Origin of the sequence: Mameliella sp. CS4 (assembly GCF_019392335.1) — a bacterium.
In the GTDB taxonomy this organism is placed as follows: domain Bacteria; phylum Pseudomonadota; class Alphaproteobacteria; order Rhodobacterales; family Rhodobacteraceae; genus Antarctobacter.
The window spans coordinates 1-20626 of record NZ_JAHXRQ010000043.1 but is presented as its reverse complement, the minus strand read 5'-3'; the positions used below and the strand labels follow the sequence as shown (position 1 = coordinate 20626).

Sequence of the window (20626 nt, the reverse complement as noted above, 5' to 3'; positions counted from 1 at the left end):
CAAGATGCGGACTTTTACTCCGCGACGGTCAGATCACCCGACCGTTTCCGATGTCCATTTTGTCTCCGGGATTCACATTGACGCTGCTGCGCATTGCCGAACTGGCGATGGAGGCTGGTCTGCCTGCCGGTGTCCTGAACGTCGTCACTGGGGAGGGCGCGGTTGTGGGCGCCACGATTGCCGAGTCGATGGAGGTGGATGTGCTGGTCTTTACCGGGTCGGGCGCGACGGGGCGGCGCCTGCTGGAGGCCTCGGCCCGGTCAAACCTGAAACGCGTCTACCTGGAGCTTGGCGGCAAGTCCCCCAACATCGTCTTTGCCGATGCGCCGGATCTGGGTGAGGCGGTCAAGGTGTCGGCCAATGGCATCTTCCGCAACGTGGGGCAGGTCTGTGTCGCCGGCTCGCGCCTGCTGGTCGAGCGGTCGATGCATGACGCGTTCGTTGCGCAACTGACCGATTTCGTCAAAGGCATGAAGGTCGGCGATCCTTTGGATCCCGCGACCACGGCCGGGGCGGTCAACAGCCTGCGCCAGTTGGAACAGAACCTTGGTTTTGTCGAAGAGGCCCGCGCGCAGGGGCGCGAGATTCGCATCGGCGGTGCCCGCATCCTGCAAGAGACCGGCGGCTTTTTCATGGAACCGACCATCGTCACCGGTGTCGAACCGTCAGACCGGCTGGCGCGCGAAGAGGTGTTCGGCCCGGTGCTGGCGGTGATCCCCTTCGACACCGAGGACGAGGCGGTGCAGATCGCCAATGGCACGGACTACGGGCTGGCGGCAGCGGTCTGGACCTCCAACCTCAGCCGCGCGCACCGCATGATCCGGCGCATCCGGGCCGGGGTCGTGCATGTGAACACCTATGGCGGGTCCGACCTGACGGTGCCGCTGGGCGGCGTGAAACAATCCGGCAACGGGCACGACAAGTCGCTGCACGCCTTCGACAAGTACCTCGACCTCAAGACCGCGTGGATCAAGCTATGACCGACCGCACCATCCTGATCGTCGGCACTTTTGACACAAAGGACGAGGAGCTGACCTACCTTGCCGGGGTGATCCGGGGGCAGGGGGGCGGGGTGCTGACAATGGATGTCAGCGTGCTGGGTGATCCTTCGGCGCCCTGCGACATTTCCAAGCACGACGTAGCCGAAGCGGCTGGCCACAGCATCCAGGAGGCCATTGATGGCGGGGATGAGAACCTTGCCATGCAGATCATGGCCAAGGGGTCGGCCCTGTTGGCGGCGCGCCTGCAGGCCGAGGGGCGCATCGACGGGGTGATCGTGCTGGGCGGGACAATGGGCACGGACCTGGCGCTGGACCTCTGTTCGGCGCTGCCGCTGGGCGTGCCGAAATACATCGTGTCGACCGTCTCCTTTTCGCCGCTGATCCCGCCGGAACGTCTTCCGGCGGACGTGCAGATGATCCTTTGGGCGGGCGGGCTTTACGGGTTGAATTCTGTCTGCAAAGCCTCGCTTTCACAGGCGGCGGGCGCGGTTCTGGGCGCCGCGCGGGCGGTAGAGCGGCCCGACAGGACGCGGCCCCTGATCGGCATGACCAGCTTTGGCAAGACGGTGCTGCGCTACATGGTGGCGTTGAAACCGGCGTTGGAAGAGCGCGGTTTCGAGGTGGCGGTGTTCCATGCCACCGGCATGGGCGGACGGGCCTTCGAGAGCCTCGCGGCGGAAGGCGCCTTTGCCGCGGTGATGGATTTTGCACCGCAGGAGGTGGGCAATCACCTGATGGGCTCGGCCATCAGCGCGGGCGCCGACCGGATGACCAACGCAGGGAGCAGCGGCACGCCGCAGATCGTGTCCATCGGCTGCTATGACCTTGTCGATTTCGTGGGCTGGCAGGAGGCACCGGCAAAACTTGCGGGGCAGGAACAGCATGCCCACAATCGTCTGTTGTCCTCTGTCATGATGACCGCCGACCAGCGGCGTGAAATGGCGCGTACGATTTGTGACAAACTGGCGGGCGCCAAGGGGCCGGTGGTGCTGATCCTGCCTCTGCAGGGCGGCAACGAATGGGATCGTCCCGGGGGGCCGCTCAGCGATCCCGAGGGGCTGGCCGCTTTCATCGAAGAGATCCGCGCGCAGTGTCCCGCCAATGTGCAACTGGTCGAACTGGACGCGCACATCAATGATCCCGCCTTTGCAGAAACGGCGCTGGAGGTGCTCGACGGCTGGCAGGCCGGGGGCGTCTTGCGCGGGGCGTGACGCGGCGGGTCGACCGACATGGCGCTTTCCTCTACCGTCCTGTTCCAAGAGGTTGGTTCAGGGCATTGAGAGGAGCAGGCGCATGTCGCAACTCCGGCGGCTTTGGGGCGCGGGTCTGGTTTTTGCAGGGGCGGTTGCCCTTGGTGGCGCCGCATTGGCGCAGGGGCTGCCGCTGTTCGACGGGGCGGATTTCGACCGTCTCCTGATGCAGGTGCCAGAGCGGGACCGTGACCGGATCGAGGCCACGGGCGCCAAGCCGATCATCCGCTACACGGCCCCCACCGCAATTCGTCGCGCAGGGCGGTCCGTGGGCCAGGTCCGGGTCGCGGTCGAGACCGAGGGCGGACCTGCGGTCGTGACCTGCACGGGGGTCCTGATTGCCGAAAACCTGGTGCTGACAGCCTTTCGCTGCGTGCCGGGCGTTCTGGCAGAGCCGGGCCTTGCCGCGCGTGGGCCAAAGCGGATCACGCGCGTCGATTTCATCACCGGATTTGACGCGCCCCGTGTCGAGGAGCAGGGACAGCGGGTCGCGCTCGATCCCGACGCTGTGGAGGCGGATGCGGACCTGGGGTTTGTGGTGCTGCGGGCCGACGGACGTCCCGGGGCAGAGGGTGCGGTGCTGGCGCTTGATCCGCCGTACCTGTCGACCGGGATGCCGCTGGCGATCCTTGGTCATCCATTCGGCACTTCGAAACAGGTGGTCCGCGAGGGCTGTGCCCTGCGCGGGTCGGTTACCGAGGGCGGGCGGTTGACGCATGGCTGCGCGGCCCTGCCCGGCAATGTGGGGGCACCTATACTGGATGGCGATGGCCGGATGTTCGGGGTGCACCTGCAAGAAGAGCCGCGCGCGACCGGCGGGCGTGGCGTCAGCATCGCGGCCCTGCTGGACAGCTCTGGTTTCCTGCGCGCGGTGGCCGCGGGCGAGGAATGCGTCGGAGATGGGGGCGCGCGCTGTGAGGCCCGGGCGTCTGCGGCGCCCAGGCCGGGTACGCCGCTGAAAGCGGCAAAGGTCAGGCCGGTTGCACGGCCTGACCCGAAGCCCCCCGCCGTCGTCCCCGACGCCGAGATCTTGGTGCCTGACGAAGCACGCGAAGACGTGGTCGATGTCTTTCCCGTTGGCCTTGGCCCGGACGGCCCGGCGGTTTTTGGCGTTGCTCTGCCCTACCTGCCGCCGGGCACCGGGGTCGAGCTGCTGACCGGGCCGCTGGGGGATCTGGATGGTCCGGGGGTCTTGATGGCCGCCAGCGAGGGGATGGCCGCGACACTCACCAACCTGAGTGGCGGGCAATCCGCCCTGTCCCTGTGGCGGCTGCAAGACGGTGCCTTGCTTGCGCGGCGATTCTTGCCGCAGGGCGGTCAGTCGCTCGCGCTCAGCCGGGATGGGGATGTTCTTGCCCTGGCGCGGGACGGCGCGGTTGAGCTCATGCAGTTGCCCCTGATGGAGGTCACGGGGCGTATCACCCCCGACGGCTCCGGCGGGATCACGCATATGGCGCTTTCCGCAGACGGCGCGCGGCTGGCGGTGGTACAGGGCGACACTGTCTCGCTCTGGCAGGTCTCGGACCGGACACGCCTTTGGGCCTCGGAGGCGGATGACGGCCCTGTCGGGGCGGTGGCCATCGGCGCGGAGGGCGACACCCTGGCGCTGGCGGGACGCGACGCGGTCAACCTGCACAAGGTGGCGGACGGCGCGGTCCTGCATCGAATGCCGACCGACACGCCGGTCGACAGGCTTGTCTTCCTTCCCGCGGGCGATCTGGTGGCAGGTCGACCCGAGGGTCGGGGGTATCGGTGGAACGTCCCCAGCGGGCAGGTGACGGGGCGGATCGGCGGTGAAGGCGGGGAGACCCTGCTGGGGCCGGTCGGTGATGACGGTCTGGCCATGCAGGATCGCGACAGCGGAAAGGTTCGGGTCTACGGACCGGATGGCACTGTCCTGAAAGCTATTGACGGGCAGGGGGTCCGTGGCGCGGTCCTGGGGTCCGGCGGCGCACGGCTGTTTGTCCATGTGGCCGAACCGCACCCCGCCGCGCTATTGGCAGACCTTGGAACCGGGCAGCTCCTGCGAAAGGTCCCGCGCCAGCCGGATGCGATCACGACGCTGGCGTTCAGTCCCGACAGTACACGGCTGGCGCTGGGCGGATCGGCAGGCGTGCCCCTGCAGGTCTGGGCCTGGGAGGACGGGCAGGTCACATATCGTGCGGAGCAGGTGCAAGGACCCGCCGCCCTGGCTTGGCACCCGCTTGGGGCAGGGCTAGCCGCGCAGGGGGCGGATGGTCAGCCCCTGCAGTTGGTGGATTTCGGCGGCGAGATCGGGAATGTCGACCTGCCCGGAGAGGTGCGTGCCCTGAGCTTTGACCCGACCGGCGCCTACCTTGCGCGCAGCGATGCGCGGGGCCGGGTGACATTGCTGGACGCGGCCACCGGCGCGGCATTGCGCGATGTCGCCGGGGACCATGCGTCTTTCTCGCGTGATGGCCGGGTCCTGGCGGTGGCCCGCAATGCGCTGAAACCGGAAATCGCCCTGATCGACCCGGAGACCGGCGAATCCGACCAGCTTTTGCAGATGCCTTTTTCGCGGGTCGGTCCGCTGGGCTTTCGGGGCGCGTCGCCGGAGGTGGTTGCGGTGGTGCAGGGCCGGGGCGTCACGGCGCGCTGGATGCTTGCCTTGTGGAACGTCGAGGACGGCACCTTGATCCGTCGGTTTGGTCAGCTTGACAGCCCGCCGCGCGCGATGGCCGTCAGCCCGGACGGGCGCTTTGTCGCCGTGGTCGAGGAGGACACCCCCGAAGTCCTGCTGTGGGACATGTCGGTGGGCCGTTTCCTGTGGCGGCTGGACACAGGCGGCGCCGAGGTTCGGGCGCTGGCCTTTGCCCCTGACGGATTGCGGATAGCGGCGGCGCTGGCACCGGGGGGCGTGGTGCTTTGGGACATGATCAATGGCCAGGTCAAGGGACGGCTGGCGGTCTATCCGGATGGCACGGCGGCGCAGGTGGGGGCGACGCTGTTCCTGTCCGACCCCACCATGCTGGACCGCGTCGCGGTGCGCCTGCCGGACGGAACCTTCCTGCCCGCGCGGCAGGTGGTGCTGGAGGGGTTGCCCGATTTTGTGCCCGCCGATCTGCCGCTTGCAGAGCAGGTGCAGGTTTTGCTGGCCCGGCTGCGCGAGGGCGACGAGGATGCGCGCCTGCTGCTGGTCGATGGGCGGGCGCTGGCCTTTGACCTGGAGTTCCGCAAGGAGATGCAGCGCCAGCTCAAGGCCGGGGAGTTCTATACAGGCCCGATCGACGGGGACATCGGACGCGGCAGCCGCCGGGCGCTGCAACTGTTTGCTGCCGAGGGGGCGGACTAGGGCGGGCCCAAACGCGCCTCAGGACCCCGATTCCGGGTCCTGTCGGGGCCGCGAGCGCCTGTCGGGGCGTGTGTGGGGCCTTGACTGTTCGGACCGGGCCGAACGCCGGGTCTGTTCGACCCTGCGCAGGATCGCGGCGTCCTGTTGCCAATGAGCAAAGGCGCCGGTGTCATGCAGCAGGGCCATGACTTCGTCATAGAGATCGTCCATCTGCGCCCCCGGGGTGATGCCCTTCAAGGCTGACCGGACAAGGTGAAATCCGGGTTAAAACGGACGGAACGGGGCAGGGGCCTGCGCCTCGGCAAAACCGTGCGCCGCGGCCATGGGCAGGGCCGAGCCGCGCAGTTCCTGGGCCAGCGCGCGCAGGGATTTCGCCGTCTCGTAAAAGCCTTGCGCCTCGCAACGGGTGGCTGACTGGATGGCGCGTTCGATGAGATCTTCGGGGTACATATTTTTGCTTCCTTACCGCTCGATTTTTTTCATCAAAATGACATTATCCCCTTAATGAGGCGTTAATCTGGATGAGGGTCCGGTTAAACGCGCGCGGAAAATCGCCGACCTGCCGGGGGGCTCAGTCCTCTGGTGTGGCCTTGCGGGCCAGGTCCAGGAAGACGCGGTGTTCCGCCTCGGTGAGGCCGGGCAGGATCTCGGCTTGCAAGGCGGTGATCACGGGAAGCGCGCGGTGGAACAATTCGGAGCCCTCGGGGGTCAGCGTGACCTCGCGGGCGCGGCGATCCCGTTGGGACACCTGCCGCCGCACCCAGCCTTTCTGTTCCAGCCGGTCGATGACGCCGCCGATGGTGGCACGGTCATAGGCGATGCGCGCGCCGATGGTGGCCTGGTCGATGCCGGGATCGTCATGCACCGCCTTCATCGCCGCGAACTGCACCGGCGTCAGCTCCAGCCCGGCGGCGCGGGTGCGGGTGTGAAAGACATTGGTCGAGGCCTGATGCAGCCGCCGGATCAGGTGCCCGGCCAGGGATTCCAGCGGAAGGTCCTCCGCCTCCTCTCGATCCGGTGTGCCTGCGTCCATCATTCCATTCCCCTCGGGCGCTTCGAAGCGCCTTTCGCTGATTTTGTAAGTGTACGGATCTTTTTCTTGACGCGCAATGCTCTGTATGCAAATCATATGTCTACATATCAGTTTCCCGATTCCGGGGAATGATCGGGGCAGACGTCGACCGGGGGCAGGCCCCGGCCAGACGCGGACCTGCGGAGGAGAGAGGACCAGAGCCATGAGTGATCTTCCCATCATCATCGCCGGAGGCGGCATCGGGGGCCTGGCGGCCGCCTGCGGGTTGGCCCGCAAGGGGCAGCGCAGCATCGTCGTCGAACAGGCGCCGCAACTGGGCGAGATCGGTGCCGGTATCCAGATCGGCCCCAACGCCTTTCACTGTTTCGACTATCTGGGTGTGGGGGACGAGGCGCGCAGCAAGGCGGTCTATATCGACGCGCTGCGCCTGATGGACGCCCAGACCGCCGAGGATATCACCCGCATTCCGCTGGATGAGCCCTTTCGCAAGTTCTACGGCAACCCCTACGCGGTGGTGCACCGGGCCGACCTGCACGGTGTCCTGCTGAACTACTGCGAGCACAGTCCGCTGATCGACCTGCGCACCGATCACAAGGTTCTGGGCTACGAACAGGACGGCACCAGCGTCACCTTGACGCTGGACGGGCGCGACCCGATCAAGGGGCGCTTCCTGATTGGTGCCGAGGGGCTGCGCTCTCCGATCCGGTCGCAGATGATCGGGGATGGCGAACCGCGTATTTCCGGCCACACCACCTATCGCTCGGTGATCCCGACCGAGCAGATGCCCGAAGATCTGCGCTGGAACGCGGCGACGCTCTGGGCCGGACCCAAGTGCCATATCGTGCACTACCCGCTGAAAGGGTGGAAGGTGTTCAACCTTGTCGTGACCTATCACCGCGACGTGCAAGAGGCGATTGCCGGTAAACCCGTCAGCAAGGAAGAGGTCGCGCAGGGCTTTGAGCACATCCACCCCAAGGCGCGGCAGGTGATCGAACATGGCAACGACTGGAAGCTCTGGGTGCTCTGCGACCGTGACCCGATTTCCAACTGGGTCGACGGGCGCGTGGCTCTTCTGGGCGATGCGGCCCACCCGATGCTGCAATACTTCGCCCAGGGCGCCTGCATGGCGATGGAGGATGCGGTGGCGCTGTCCCATTGCATCGAGCATTTCGGTGAGGATACCGAGGACGCGCTGCAACGCTACCAGGAGATGCGCAAGGTCCGCACCGCGCGCGTCCAGATGAACTCGCGCCTGATCGGAGAATACATCTATCACCCCGGCGACGCGCAGGCCGCGGTGCGCAATTCCGTCATGCGTTCGATGAGCGCGGACGACTGGTACACCCAGCTCAACTGGCTTTACGGCTCGAACGGGCTGGACACGGGCGCGGCGAAATCCGCCGCCGCTGAATGACTTCAGGAAGGACCACTTTCATGGGCTTTGTCTTTGAACCCGCTGTCACCCCCAGCGTCGCCGTCGCAGGCAGCGACGACCGTATCCCGGTGCGCCGGATCTTTTGCATCGGGCGCAACTATGCCGCCCATGCCCGCGAGATGGGTAAGGACCCGGACCGCGATCCGCCGTTCTTCTTTCTGAAACCCGCCGATGCGGTGGTCGAGGATGGCGCGACGATCCCCTATCCGCCGCAGACCGAGAATTTCCATTTCGAGGCAGAGCTGGTCGCCGTGATCGGCACCGGCGGGGTGAATATCCCCGAGGACAAGGCGCTGGACCACGTCTGGGGCTATGGTGTCGGCAATGACCTGACCCGCCGCGACCTGCAGTTGAAGGCGCGGGAACAGGGACGCCCCTGGGACCTGGGCAAGGGGTTCGACAACTCGGCCCCCATCGCGCCTATCCACCCGGTGTCGAAGGTGGGGCACCCGTCGAAAGGGGCAATCAGGCTCACGGTCAACGGCGAGGTCAAACAGGATGCGGACCTGTCCGACCTGATCTGGTCCATCCCCGAGATGATCTCGATCCTGTCGCAGTCCTTCGAGTTGAAGCCCGGTGACCTGATCATGACCGGCACACCCGCCGGTGTCGGCCCCCTGCAACCCGGCGATACCTGCGTGGTCGAGGTCGAGGGCCTGGGCACCTGCACCACCCATATCGGCCCCCGCGCATGAGCCTGAAGCTGCACAACTTCTTTCGCTCCTCGACGTCGACGCGGCTGCGCGCTGCGTTGAACCTCAAGGGGCTGGAGTATGACTATCTGGCCTATGCCCTGCGCAAGGGCGAGACCCGGACGCCGGAGTACCTGGCGAAGAATCCGCAAGGTCTGGTGCCTTCGCTGGAGCTGGAGGACGGGACCACCCTGATTCAGTCGCTGGCCATCATCGAGTGGCTGGAAGAGACGTATCCCGAACCGGCGCTTCTCCCGGACGATCCGCTGGGCCGGGCCCGGGTGCGTGGCCTGGCCTACATGATCGCCTGCGAGGTTCACCCGTTGAACAACCTGCGGGTCCTGTTCCGCCTGCGCGACCAGTTCGGCGCGGGTGAAGAAGGGCAAAAGGAATGGTTCACCCACTGGGTCCGCACCACCTTCGACGCGCTGGAAGAGGCGTTGCAGGACGCGCGGACCGGGCGTTACTGTCACGGCGATACGCCGGGGCTGGCCGATCTTTGCCTTTATGCGCAGGTCTGGAACAACAAGCGGTTCGGCATCCCGCTGGAGGACTGGCCGACCATCTCGCGGATATTCGCGGGTCTCGACACGCTGCCCGCCTTCCGCGACGCCGCCCCGCCCAACCAGCCCGACGCGGCCTGACAGGCTATTCTGAGGAGGAGACAAATGGACAACGCCATGCAACCCGAGGACACGCCGGAACTGCGCGCGCTTTACCAGGGGTTCAAGGACAATCACCTGAACCCGCTATGGACGCAGACCGGCGACCTGATGCCCCTGCACCCAAGGCCCAAGGCGGTGCCACATGTCTGGCGTTGGGCCGATCTGCTGCCGCTGGCCGAACGCTCGGGTGACCTGGTGCCCGTGGGCCGTGGCGGTGAACGCCGGGCCATCGGCCTGGCCAACCCCGGGCTTGGCGGGCGGGCTTATGTCTCGCCGACGCTCTGGGCCGCGATCCAGTACCTGTGCCCCGGAGAAAACGCGCCGGAACACCGTCACGCCCAGAACGCCTTTCGCTTCGTGGTCGAAGGGGAGGGGGTCTGGACCGTGGTCGACGGCGACCCGGTGCGCATGTCGCGCGGCGACCTGCTGCTGACGCCGGGCTGGCGATTCCACGGGCACCATAACGTCGCGACCGAGCCGATGGCCTGGATCGACGGGCTGGACATTCCGTTCAGCCAGCAGATGGATGTGGGCTTTTTCGAGTTCGGGTCGGAACGGGTCACCGACAATGCCACGCCGAATTATTCGCAGGGCGAGCGGCTGTGGTGCCACCCGGGCCTGCGCCCGCTGTCGCAATTGCAGGATACCGTCGCCTCGCCTATTGGCGCCTACCGCTGGGAGTTCACCGATCAGGCGCTGACGCAACAATTGCTGCTGGAGGACGAAGGGATGCCCGCAACGGTCGAACAGGGCCATGCGGCGATCCGCTACGTCAACCCGACCACCGGCGGCGACGTCATGCCGACGATCCGATGTGAATTCCATCGCCTGCGCGCCGGGGCCGAGACGCCCGAGCGGCGCGAGGTCGGCTCGACCGTGTTCCAGGTCTTCGAGGGGCAAGGGGCGGTCGTCATGGACGGCGAGACGCACAAGCTGGAAAAGGGCGACATGTTCGTGATCCCCTCGTGGGTGCCGTGGTCTTTGCAGGCGGAAACCCAGTTCGACTTGTTCCGCTTTTCTGATGCGCCGATTATGGAACGGCTGGGCTTCATGCGGACGGCGGTCGAAGGGCAATGAGCCTGACGGCAGGGGAACAGGCCGCGCGCGAGGCATTGCGCGCGCGCCAAGGCGCTGGGGCGCGTTACGACGCGGCCTCGGCCCCGGCAGAGGACCTGTTGCTGGCCCGGCGCGGCACGGCCTATTTCGCCCGCAAACTGGGCGAGTTGTCGGACGTCGAGCTGGATGCGCCTTCGCTGCGCGAAGATGTGCGCCGGCGGGCATTGATCGCCCAGGTCGGGTATCACGCCCGCGCCCTGGCGCAGCAGGTGGCCGCCGCGCGGGCCGGGGAGGCCGTTCAGCCGATTTCGCCAAAGACCTACCGGAACGAAATCGCCCAGGGCGCAACCCTGCCACCGCGCGCGCTGCGCAGCCTGGTGCACCATGCGGCGATCCACCTGGACGTCGAATGGCGCGACCTGACCGGCGACGGGTGGGAGCTTTCCGTGCCGCTGGATGGGGCGGTGGTCAGGCCCTTGCGCCAGACGCCCCGCCTGCGTGCCCGGGTGGTCTGGCAAGGCGCGCTGGACCTGGGCAATGGCGGGCGCTTGGCCGATGTGCCCGCCGACCTGCGTGCCGAACTGGCATTGCCGGGCGGGCGCTGACTGTTGTCATAGGTGGTGGCGCGTTCCGTCAACGGGCCCGAGGCATCGTAGCTGTTGGCATGCTGCGTCCACTCGAAGCTGTCCGCGCTGTCCCCTACGATCCGCGAGGTCTGGACCCCGCTCGCGTTGACCAGCGGGCTTTCGTGGCGTCAGGTTGCGGCTGAGCCCGGGCGGTTTCGGCCGACCCGGGATGACCGAAGAGCTGAAGGAGGTCGGCGTCGACCTGGGGCGCCAGCCTGTCGGACGAGTGATGCGCGAGACCGGCGTCGTCGGTGAAAGAGCACGCAAATTCAAAGCGATGACGGACAGAGACCACACGTTCCACAGTGCGCCAAACCTGCTGGATCGTGACTGCACGCCCGATCGGCGCAATCAGAAATGGGCGGGTGCGGTCGCACAGCCCGTTGCCCGCGTTCCTGAATTGGACTGTCCGGCAAAAGAGCCATCAGAACGGTTGGCGGGAAATCCACTCCGCCAGAAAGCGTGCTTCCTCAGATGCGCGGGAATGGACTTGCAGATAAAACGCATGCGGCGATGGGAGGCGTTCGGGCACAAGTGGAACGAGCACTTTCTTCTCGAGCAGGGTGCCGACCTGCCGCTCCCAGCAGAGGACCGCGCCGACGCCATCCTGCGCCAGTTGCAGCGCGATCATGAAGTTGTTCACCGTCGACCGCTTGCCGATATGCGCCTCCACACCAAAGGCCGACAGCCAGTCTTTCCAGCCGGTCCATTCCTGTCGGTGGGTGGACAGGTAGATGAGCGGCGCCCTGGCAAGGTCGGCGACCGACGCCGTCGGAAAGCGGGCGGCAAAATCTTTCGAGCCCGCTGCCACGATCATGTCGTCGAACAAGGGAATGTATTCGCCCCCATCCTCGGGGATCGGTCCGTAACGGAAACTGAGATCCACACGGTCCTCCGTCAGCTCGACGTCACTGACCACCTGTGAGATCACCATTTCGGGATAATGCCGCCAGAAGGCCGAAATCTGTGGCGTCAGCCAGAAGGTGCTGATGGCGGTGGTCGCGTGGATGACGACATCCTCTACCTTGGTTCTGCCGCGGATCTCATGCACGGCGCCGGCAATCCCCTCGAACCCGCGCTGCACGGCCACGAACAGAACCGCGCCGGCCTCGGTCAGGTCGACGCCGCGATGCTGGCGGTGAAACAGCATCTGCGCCAGTTCGCTTTCGAGTGCCTTGATCTGTTGGCTCACGGCCGCAGGGGTCACGTTCAACTCACGCGCGGCCGCCTTGAAGCTCAGGTTGCGCGCCGCTGCTTCGAAACAGTTGATCGCCGTGAAGGATGGCAAGTCATAGGGTCTGGTCATCGGAAGAAGGGCCTCCTCTCGGCGGCGACGGCATTTCGGATAAGATCAGATTAACTCTAGATGAAAATTAGTACCATTGAGCGTATGTGCCATTCTCTCCATGACACAATGTCAGATAAACTGTTTCCTGTAGAGAGGCTCTGACATGTCGCACTCCATGCAACATCTGCTCGACCGCCGCACGTCCGGATTTTCTTTGGAGCGGCCTTTCTACACGGACGCCGGGATATTCGACGCCGAACTGACCAGCATCTTTTATCGCGAATGGCTCTTTGCCCTTCCGGCCTGTCAGCTTGAGAAGACCGGATCCTACATGCGTCTGACAGTGGGCGCCTATGACGTGATCGTGGTCAAGGGGGCCGACGGCGCGATCCGCGCGTTCCACAACTCCTGCCGCCACCGGGGGTCTATCCTGTGCGAGGCGTCGCAGGGACAGGTCGCAAAGCTTGTCTGCCCTTACCACCAATGGACCTATGAACTCGACGGCAGCCTGATCTGGGCGCGCAGCATGGGGCCTGATTTCGACCCGTCGAAATGGGGCCTGCGACCCGTTCATCTGCGCGAGGTCTGCGGCCTCGTCTTCATTTGCCTGGCCGACACGCCGCCGGACTTCGACTCCTTTGCAGAGCTTGCGCGCCCCTATCTCGAAATCCACGATCTGCACCGCGCCAAGGTCGCCCACACCACCACGATCACCGAAAAAGGCAACTGGAAGCTCGTCTGGGAGAACAACCGCGAATGCTACCATTGCGGTGGCGCGCATCCGTCACTCTGCCAGTCCTTCCCCATCGACCCCGAGATCGGCGGCGTGACGGCGGACGGCGGTGCCTCACCCAAGTTGCAGGCCCATTTCGACAAATGCGCCGCTGCCGGCGCCCCCGCCCAGTTCCGGATGGAAGGCGACGGCCAGTATCGCGTCGCCCGGATGCCTCTGAACGAAGGGGCCGTCAGCTACACGCTGACCGGCCAACCTGCTGTCCGGCGGCCCCTGTGCCGGGTGTCGATCCCGGACGCCGGAGCGCTTTTGTTCTTCCACTACCCTTCGAGCTGGTGCCATTTCCTGCCCGATCATTCGCTGACCTTCCGCGTCACCCCTATCGGACCGCAGGAAACCCAGGTCACGACCACCTGGCTTGTCGACCGCGACGCCGTGGAAGGCGTCGACTACGATCTGCAGACTTTGACCGAGGTCTGGCTGCACACGAACGACGAGGACCGCCGGATCGTCGAGGCGAACCAGCTTGGCATCAACTCGCCCGCCTACAGCCCCGGCCCCTACAGCCCCGTCGAGGAAACCGGGGTGATCCAGTTTGTCGACTGGTACGCCGTCACCATGAGTAAGGCCCTCGCGCCACGTAAAGTCGCAGCGGAGTGACGCCCATGAACGCCTCCATCCAGCCTGCACTCGCCTTCTGGACCGACGACGAACCGCTTGAATGCGTGTCGACCTTGCCAGAGGTGCCGAACGTCGTGACGTTCACCTTCCAGTCACCCACCGGCGCGCTCTTTGCCTTCAAGCCGGGGCAGTTCATCACGCTGGAATTGCCGGTGCCGGGCGGACCACTGCACCGGACCTACACGATTTCGTCCTCGCCCTCGCGCCCTACGTCGCTGACAATCACGGTCAAGGCACAGGACGTCTGTGGGCACGCGCTGGATGCTTGACAACCTGCGGCCGGGCATGCGCCTGAACGCGACCGGGCCATCCGGAACATTTTCCTACGTCAACGTCCCGGCGCGGAAATACCTCTTCATCTCTGCGGGGTCCGGCATCACCCCGATGATGTCGATGACAACGCAATTGTACGATGAGGGCCGCGATCCCGACATCGTCTTTGTCAACTGCGCCAAACGCCCGTCCGAAATCGTGTTTCGCGACCGCATGGAACACATGGCATCGCGGACAACGGGGATCGAGCTGACCTGGGTGGTCGAGCGCACCGACCGCTATCATCCGTGGACAGGGTTTCGCGGTATGATGAACCAGTTGATCCTGGGCCTCGTCGCGCCGGATTATCTGGAGCGCGAGGTGTTCTGCTGTGGGCCCGAACCCTTCATGCAGGCCGTGCGCGAGGCGCTTTATGGGCTCGGCTATGACATGGACCGCTACCACCAGGAAAGCTTTCAGGCACCGCTGCCGGACAGGTCCGACGTCCCGGACGATGTCACGCTGGACGATGCCGAAATGGCCGAGGTCGAGTTCGCCGTGACCGGAACGACCGTGAAGATCGCACAGACAGAGACGTTGCTTTCTGCCGCGCGCGACGCTGGCGCGCTGATCCCCTCGGGGTGTACCTTCGGCGTTTGCGGCACCTGCAAGGTGAAGAAGACCGCCGGTGAAGTCCACATGGTCCATAATGGTGGGATCACCGATGAGGATACCGAAGCCGGATACATTCTCGCCTGCTGCTCCAATCCGATCGGCAAAGTGACGATCGAAGCATGATTAAGGACACAGCCATGATGTTCAGTCCCGGCCTCTGGTGGATCGGGTCGAGAATGACTCGATCCGGCTCTGAGGTTCAGGTCTTGCAGATGTATTCGTATGGCGTGAGCCCGCTGAGTGTCTTGAGCCGCCGGGCGAAGTTGTAGGCTGCCATGACGTCGATGAGGGGCGTGCGCAGCTGGTTGTGGCCGTCGTCGTGGTATCGTTTGACCGTCGCGTCCTTGATCGTCCGGTTTATCCTTTCGACCTTGCCGTTGGTCCAGGGATGGTTGGGCTTGGTCAGCCGGTGCTCGGCCCCGTTCGCCTCACAGATCACGTCGACACGCATCGGCCGGGAGATGATCGTGTTTTGGTTCCTCGGCTGCTCTGCGAACTGGATGCCATAGCACGGCCTTGAGCATGTGCTGCAGGAACTCCCAGGCGAGCCTTCTCGACGAGCTGGGTCACCGCGAACGTGCTGGTGCGGTCAATGCCGACGAAGAGATAGAGCTTGCCCTCGGCGATCCACTGGCGGGTTTCGGTCATTCGCCGCCAGTGCGATAGGGACGTGCTGCGAAAGTGAGGGCGGCCGTTCAAAACGACTTGAAATCGAGAGTCTCGCGGCATGGCTGCTCCGAGCAGACATCGGTGCCAGATCCAACTGCCACGTACGGTTCAGGGCTGAGACCCCTTACATGCGCGGGTCGGGCGACGTTTGATTCATCGTCTGATCATATTGACATGGATCAAGGCGCATATGCGCCCTGACGCATAATCATCCCAATATGCAGGAGATACTTACCGCCATTTGCGACCCGACTCGCCGCGCCGCGCTCGCCCTTCTCTGGGACGGGGATGAGCACTGTGTCTGCGAATTGATGACAAGGCTTGACGCGAGCCAGAGCCGGATGTCGCGGCACATGAAGGTGCTGCGCGAGGCCGGCCTCGTGCTGGACAGGCGCGATGCGCAATGGGTGCGCTACCGGCGGAACCCCGACCTGGCGCCGGAATTCGCGGCGGTGATCGACGCTGTGCTGACCGCAGAACTCAATCTTGAAAGGAAGGTCGCATGACCGTCGAGACACATGACCCGGCCCCGCATCGTGGCGCACCGGACTGGCTCTGGTATGTCGGCGTGCCCGCCGTGGGCGTGGTCCTCTACCTGCTCTATGGCCAGCTGATCCCGATCTCGGAATGGGTGACAGGGCTGTTCCCGGTGGCCCGTGACAGCCACACTGGCGAGGCCATCGCCTTTTTCGTCTATGACGTGCCCAAGGTCCTGCTTCTCCTGACCGGCATCGTCTTCGTTACCGGCGTGCTGCGCAGCTGGTTCAGCCCGGAGAAGACCCGTGCGATCCTGGCGGGCAAGAACCAGATCTGGGGCTATCCGCTGGCCGCCCTTCTGGGTGTTCTGACGCCGTTCTGCTCCTGCTCATCGGTGCCGCTCTTCATCGGCTTTGTCTCGGCAGGCATCCCGCTGGGCGTGACGTTCTCGTTCCTGATCGCGGGGCCGATGGTGGGGCCGGTGGGCCTCGGTTTGCTCTATGGCCTGGTCGGCTGGCAGATCGCCACGATCTATCTCGTCTTCGGATTCAGCATCGCCACGGTGGCGGGGTTCGTCATGGGCCGCATGGGGCTGGAGCGCTACCTGCAGGACTGGGTGCGCGACCTGAATGCGGGTCCCGTCGGCGATCTGCCCGAGGAACGGCTGACGCTCGTGGACCGGCTGAAGATCGGCGTCGAACAGGTGCGCGAGATCGTCGGCAAGGTCTGGATCTGGGTTCTCGTCGGCATCGGCATCGGCGCCGCGATCCACGGCTACGTCCCCGAAGAGATGATGCTGCGGATCATGGGCGGCGAAGCCTGGTGGTCGGTACCTGCGGCCGTCGTCGTGGGCGTGCCGATGTACACCAATGCGGCTGGCGTCATTCCCATCGTCGAGGCGCTCTTGGGCAAGGGCGCCGCGCTTGGCACGACGCTGGCCTTCATGATGTCGGTGATCGCGCTCAGCCTGCCCGAGATGATCATCCTGAAGCAGGTGCTGACCCTCCGCCTGATCGCGATCTTCCTCGCGGTCGTCGTTGCGGGGATCCTCGCCACCGGCTTTCTCTTCAACTTCCTGCTGTGAGCGACCTTTCGGGTCTCCAACCGTTGCGACCCTTCGGGTCTCCAACCGTTGCGACCCTTCGGGTCGACGCACTTCTCTGAAAGGACACGCACATGAAAACCGTCAAGGTCTACGGCCCGGGCTGCAAGCGCTGCGAGGCGACCGAAACCATGGTCAAGGAGACTGCGTCCCGGCTCGGTATCGACGTGACTGTCGAAAAGGTCACCGACGCGAAGTCCATCGCGATGGCGGGCGTCATGTCCACGCCGGGCATTTCGGTCGACGGCAAGCTCGTGCATGCTGGCGGACTGCCGGATGCGGCCAAACTCGAAGGCTGGCTCCGCGCATAATCCGCGCTCTGGTCGCCGCCGTTGCCGTCCTCGCTTTTCCGACCGTCGTCTTGGCGGATGTCCTCGAGGTCCAGCCCGTCGCGGAGGATGTCTGGGCCATCGACGGCCCGCTGGAACAGTGCAGTCCGGAAAACCTCGCCAACAACGCGACCTTCGGGTTGGTGGTGACGCACCAGGGTGCGGTGCTGATGGACCCGGGCGGGTCATGGCAGGGGGCGGAGATGCTGTGACCTGCCCCCCGCGAGCTCCCTCAGTCTGATGCAGAGTCTGCTCAACCGCGAAGGAGCAGACGAATGAGGAAGAGCCGTTTCACCGAGGCGCAGATAATCGGGATGATCAAGGAGCAGGAGGCCGGGATGCCGACGGCGGAGGTGTGCCGCAAGCATGGTCTCAGCCCGGCGACGTTCTACAAGCTGAAAGCCAAGTATGGTGGTATGGAGGTCTCCGAGGCCGCCAGGCTGAAGGCGTTGGCAGACGAGAACGCCAAGCTCAAGCGCCTGCTGGCCGACACGATGCTCGACAACGTCGTCCTAAAGGATCTGCTGGGAAATAACTGACGACATTGACCAGGCGGCGAGAGGCGGCGCTCAGGGCAATGCGGGATCATGATATCTCGCAACGCCGGGCCTGCCAGCTTGTCGGTGTCGATCCCAAGACGGTCCGGCGCAGACGCCCGCCGGACTGCCCCGAGATCCGCGAGGAGATGAAGGAGATCGCCGGAAAGCGGCGCCGGTTCGGCTATCGCCGGATCGGTATCCTGCTCGAGCGCAAGCGCATGCTCATGAACCACAAGAAGCTTTATCGGCTCTACCGGGAGGAATGGACTTGCACCGTTTCCGTTCCGGCGTGTTGCTCATGTTAGGCGGCGATCTTTTCGAAGGCCACGGGTGATTTTCCATCCAGCGCTGAATGGCGCCTGCGAGAGTTGTAGAAGCCGTTGATGTATTCGAACACTGCGACCTCGACGTCCCGTCGCGTTTGCCAGGTGTTTCGCCAGATCAGCTCGGCCTTGAGAGATTTGAAGAAGCTCTCGACCTTTGCCCGGCAGGCGATTTGCAAAGCAAATCTGCCGAGAGGGGGCCGAATTATCATAGCAATTTCCCTTGCCGCTCATTGAAGGTAGCAGCTTATGACGCCGAAGTCGCTTCTGGTACTCGTGAGCGCAGTATTGGGCTCCGCGATCGGTGTGGTGAATGCAGCCAGGTGGTGGGCGGCGCAGGGCGGTGGCCATATCCAGAGCCCGCAATGCAAGATCCTGTTTCATGCGATTTCTGATCGCCCAACCGATCACGCGTCGAGAATATAGGTAAATGATTACAGAGAGGTATGACCAACCTTCACGCGTCCAGATGTAAGTGATGTCCCCGGCCCATTTCTGGTTTGGCGCCGTCGCCGTGAAATCCTGGTTCAGATGGTTCCGGGCGATGTTGAAGCTGTGGTCGCTGTCCGTAGTGCGTTTGAATTTGCGGCTACGCAGGACCTGAATGCCGTTGTCGCGCATGATCCGGGCGACACGACGCTGACCGACCTGGATGCCCAATTCGTTCAATTCCTGCGTCATGCGCGGACGACCGTAGCTGCCCAAGCTGAAGCTAGCGAAATTGATGAACGCATTCGCAAGTATATTGAGCGAGACCTGCCCGACGGTGCCTTGGAGGGCATGGAAGGTGAGCGCCGTGCGAAAGTGCGTAGGCGCGCAGCTTGGCTGGCCCAGAAATTCGTCATGCAAAGACGGAAAAACAAAACGCTTCACTGCGACCATTGCGAATTCGACCCACATCGTGTGACAGGGATAGGAGGCATAAATCCGCGATCGCTTTTGGACGTCCACCACATGCACCCGTTAGATGAAGGCGTGAGGTACACAACGGTCAAGGACTTTGCCCTGCTTTGTCCGACTTGCCACCGCGTCGAGCACGCGCGGATCAAGGTTGCGGCTACGGGAGTGAACATTTTGCGTATTAGCGAAGACTGCTACATCGACTTCCTTCGTCGATGGGTCAGTTGGATGACTGCTTCGGGCATTGCAAAAGTGGATTGAGACGGGCGCAATTTGCGGCAGTCAGCCGACAATGCTAGGCATCACAGCCCTTCGTCAGCCACATCAGACCGCCTGCTAAGGCAGGATTGAACACAAATTTCTCATTTGAACAGACAATCATTCATGAAGACCACCAGCGCCACAAGGTGGACGGTAGGGTGGACGACGCGTCTCGTGGTGCCGCTTATCTTTTGATCTTAATGATTTTTTTGGATTTTAATGGTGCCCCCACACGTCCGAGACGTATTTCAAAAAGAGCATCGTCAGGACGTAAGCTTGTAGATCGACGGATCGACAACACCCCGAAACGTGTCACACGCGCTCCACGCTGCCTTGTTGATTTCTTGTTAGATGATCGGGTTCATCTGAACGGCTCGCCTGTTTTTTGGCGAAGCGTTGCACGTAAGTTCACCGGGCTCAACCTCGGATCGAGCAAGCAGACGGTTTCAGCCGGAACGAAAGGCAAATGGTTCGGAGTAGCCCGTGTAACTTCCGTGTAATTCGGAATGGCATGTTCCAGAAATGTTCAGCCTCAAGCAGAACCTCTCAAGAGCCGCATTCTCTGCGAAAAGTGATCCATTCCAATCGGTTCGGAAGAAATCAGTAAGACGGAGAAGCGCCGGGTTTATAATTGAAAATCCTCGTGTCGGTGGTTCGATTCCGCCCCCGGGCACCATCCATCACCCTAGGTGTAATGAAATCAGTGCCTTAAGGGCTGAATTTGTCTCACCACCGTCCAGGATGGGTAAAAGTGGGACTTTTTTGTTCGCCGTATGCCCCCAAGGGGCACCAATGTACCAATGGCACTCTGTTTACTCAGACATCAGTCCGGCCATACAGTTTCAGCGTTTTTGCCTGGCTTTTTGAAGTCGCTCAGGTGTCGTTTGGCGCTATCACCGATGCAGGATTGGTAGACACTCTGCCTCTTCTTCTCGCCCCAACTTCCTGCACGCGCCGAGAAGTGGCTCTTCTCTGAGTGCCTTTCCCAAGTCAGGACTCGAACTTGCTGTCCTTTGGGTAGCGTTTTAAGTTGCCGTTCGAATGTGAGGAGCGTGTCTGACCGACGTCTTTTCGAGTCTAGATAGTGGTAGTGATACCCCCAGTGGCCATGCACTTCCCTCACAAGGAGGTCCTTTAGTCCGGCAATTGATAAGAAGAGTAGGACAACGCCGTCAGGAAGGTCGGGTGCGATGACGACCCGACGTACGGGCTCCAACTCGCCCCGCAGGATAGGAATGAGAGGCTGACTTGCCCCCAAAGAACTGGGCCATTCAAAAGTAGAGTTTGTTCTCGTAACGTTCAAAACGACGAGGAGAACAGACGATG

At 63.7% G+C, this 20626-nt stretch carries 18 protein-coding genes and 5 pseudogenes; 17 read left to right on the top strand and 6 right to left on the bottom strand.

Annotated elements, in window-relative coordinates; all coding sequences use genetic code 11:
- From KZZ07_RS25705 to KZZ07_RS25695, 3 genes are all read left to right on the top strand, one after another.
- Positions 1-980 (top strand): aldehyde dehydrogenase family protein (locus KZZ07_RS25705; RefSeq protein WP_219519510.1); only part of this gene is annotated, 980 nt, incomplete at its 5' end.
- On the top strand, positions 977-2212 hold the full coding sequence (locus KZZ07_RS25700; protein ID WP_219519507.1) for a Tm-1-like ATP-binding domain-containing protein: 1236 nt from the start codon (positions 977-979) through the stop codon (positions 2210-2212). The genes KZZ07_RS25705 and KZZ07_RS25700, both read left to right, overlap by 4 nt.
- A gap of 82 nt (positions 2213-2294) precedes the next feature.
- Positions 2295-5564, top strand: coding sequence for a trypsin-like peptidase domain-containing protein (locus KZZ07_RS25695; protein WP_219519505.1), 3270 nt, complete (start codon positions 2295-2297; stop codon positions 5562-5564).
- Positions 5565-5582: 18 nt separating this feature from the next.
- On the opposite strand, the gene KZZ07_RS25690 is transcribed toward KZZ07_RS25695, so the two are convergent.
- The 3 genes from KZZ07_RS25690 to KZZ07_RS25680 form a co-directional block, all read right to left on the bottom strand.
- Complete coding sequence (locus KZZ07_RS25690) at positions 5583-5774, bottom strand: hypothetical protein (protein WP_219519502.1); 192 nt, start codon at positions 5772-5774, stop codon at positions 5583-5585.
- 54 nt (positions 5775-5828) lie between these two features.
- A complete protein-coding gene (locus KZZ07_RS25685; RefSeq protein WP_219519499.1) occupies positions 5829-6014 on the bottom strand; it encodes a hypothetical protein in 186 nt (61 codons plus the stop codon).
- 121 nt (positions 6015-6135) lie between these two features.
- A complete protein-coding gene (locus tag KZZ07_RS25680) occupies positions 6136-6600 on the bottom strand; it encodes a MarR family winged helix-turn-helix transcriptional regulator (RefSeq protein WP_255564601.1) in 465 nt (154 codons plus the stop codon).
- 199 nt (positions 6601-6799) lie between these two features.
- On the opposite strand from KZZ07_RS25680, the gene KZZ07_RS25675 reads away from it, so the two are divergent.
- From KZZ07_RS25675 to KZZ07_RS27925, 6 genes and pseudogenes are all read left to right on the top strand, one after another.
- A complete protein-coding gene (locus KZZ07_RS25675) occupies positions 6800-8011 on the top strand; it encodes a 3-hydroxybenzoate 6-monooxygenase (protein WP_219519496.1) in 1212 nt (403 codons plus the stop codon).
- Positions 8012-8031: 20 nt separating this feature from the next.
- Positions 8032-8727: a fumarylacetoacetate hydrolase family protein gene (locus KZZ07_RS25670; RefSeq protein WP_219519493.1), complete on the top strand. Its 696-nt coding sequence runs from the start codon at positions 8032-8034 to the stop codon at positions 8725-8727.
- Complete coding sequence (maiA, locus tag KZZ07_RS25665; RefSeq protein ID WP_219519491.1) at positions 8724-9368, top strand: maleylacetoacetate isomerase; 645 nt, start codon at positions 8724-8726, stop codon at positions 9366-9368. Before KZZ07_RS25670 ends, maiA begins: the two co-directional genes overlap by 4 nt.
- Positions 9369-9392: 24 nt before the next feature.
- Complete coding sequence (locus KZZ07_RS25660; protein WP_219519489.1) at positions 9393-10466, top strand: cupin domain-containing protein; 1074 nt, start codon at positions 9393-9395, stop codon at positions 10464-10466.
- Positions 10463-11050: a maleylpyruvate isomerase N-terminal domain-containing protein gene (locus KZZ07_RS25655; protein WP_219519487.1), complete on the top strand. Its 588-nt coding sequence runs from the start codon at positions 10463-10465 to the stop codon at positions 11048-11050. The genes KZZ07_RS25660 and KZZ07_RS25655 overlap by 4 nt, the downstream gene beginning before the upstream one ends.
- A gap of 157 nt (positions 11051-11207) precedes the next feature.
- Positions 11208-11447, top strand: a pseudogene (locus KZZ07_RS27925) (IS3 family transposase); the annotation flags it as partial.
- A 48-nt stretch (positions 11448-11495) separates the two neighbouring features.
- On the opposite strand, the gene KZZ07_RS25650 reads toward KZZ07_RS27925, so the two are convergent.
- Complete coding sequence (locus KZZ07_RS25650; protein ID WP_219519484.1) at positions 11496-12377, bottom strand: LysR substrate-binding domain-containing protein; 882 nt, start codon at positions 12375-12377, stop codon at positions 11496-11498.
- Positions 12378-12522: 145 nt separating this feature from the next.
- Between KZZ07_RS25650 and KZZ07_RS25645 the strand changes: the two genes are divergently transcribed.
- Both KZZ07_RS25645 and KZZ07_RS25640 read left to right on the top strand, forming a co-directional pair.
- Positions 12523-13752, top strand: coding sequence for an aromatic ring-hydroxylating oxygenase subunit alpha (locus KZZ07_RS25645; protein ID WP_219519481.1), 1230 nt, complete (start codon positions 12523-12525; stop codon positions 13750-13752).
- Between the two features lie 5 nt (positions 13753-13757).
- Positions 13758-14823 (top strand): annotated as a pseudogene (locus KZZ07_RS25640) (FAD-binding oxidoreductase).
- Positions 14824-14839: 16 nt separating this feature from the next.
- On the opposite strand, the pseudogene KZZ07_RS28180 reads toward KZZ07_RS25640, so the two are convergent.
- Positions 14840-15324 (bottom strand): annotated as a pseudogene (locus KZZ07_RS28180) (integrase core domain-containing protein); the annotation flags it as partial.
- A 263-nt stretch (positions 15325-15587) separates the two neighbouring features.
- On the opposite strand from KZZ07_RS28180, the gene KZZ07_RS25630 reads away from it, so the two are divergent.
- The 5 genes and pseudogenes from KZZ07_RS25630 to KZZ07_RS25610 form a co-directional block, all read left to right on the top strand.
- Positions 15588-15875, top strand: coding sequence for an ArsR/SmtB family transcription factor (locus tag KZZ07_RS25630; RefSeq protein ID WP_219519478.1), 288 nt, complete (start codon positions 15588-15590; stop codon positions 15873-15875).
- Positions 15872-16930 carry a permease gene (locus tag KZZ07_RS25625; RefSeq protein WP_219519473.1) on the top strand — a complete coding sequence of 353 codons (1059 nt, stop codon included), beginning with the start codon at positions 15872-15874 and terminating at the stop codon, positions 16928-16930. Before KZZ07_RS25630 ends, KZZ07_RS25625 begins: the two co-directional genes overlap by 4 nt.
- A gap of 92 nt (positions 16931-17022) precedes the next feature.
- Positions 17023-17259, top strand: a complete 237-nt coding sequence (locus KZZ07_RS25620; RefSeq protein ID WP_219519471.1) for a thioredoxin family protein — start codon at positions 17023-17025, stop codon at positions 17257-17259.
- A gap of 50 nt (positions 17260-17309) precedes the next feature.
- Positions 17310-17489 carry a hypothetical protein gene (locus KZZ07_RS25615; RefSeq protein ID WP_219519466.1) on the top strand — a complete coding sequence of 60 codons (180 nt, stop codon included), beginning with the start codon at positions 17310-17312 and terminating at the stop codon, positions 17487-17489.
- 63 nt (positions 17490-17552) lie between these two features.
- A pseudogene (locus KZZ07_RS25610) lies at positions 17553-18079 on the top strand (transposase); the annotation flags it as partial.
- Positions 18080-18117: 38 nt separating this feature from the next.
- Here the strand turns inward: KZZ07_RS25610 and KZZ07_RS25605 are convergent.
- Positions 18118-18847, bottom strand: a pseudogene (locus tag KZZ07_RS25605) (IS3 family transposase); the annotation flags it as partial.
- Between the two features lie 72 nt (positions 18848-18919).
- On the opposite strand from KZZ07_RS25605, the gene KZZ07_RS25600 reads away from it, so the two are divergent.
- Positions 18920-19300 carry an HNH endonuclease gene (locus KZZ07_RS25600; protein ID WP_370631260.1) on the top strand — a complete coding sequence of 127 codons (381 nt, stop codon included), beginning with the start codon at positions 18920-18922 and terminating at the stop codon, positions 19298-19300.
- The last annotated feature ends 1326 nt before the right edge of the window (positions 19301-20626 follow it).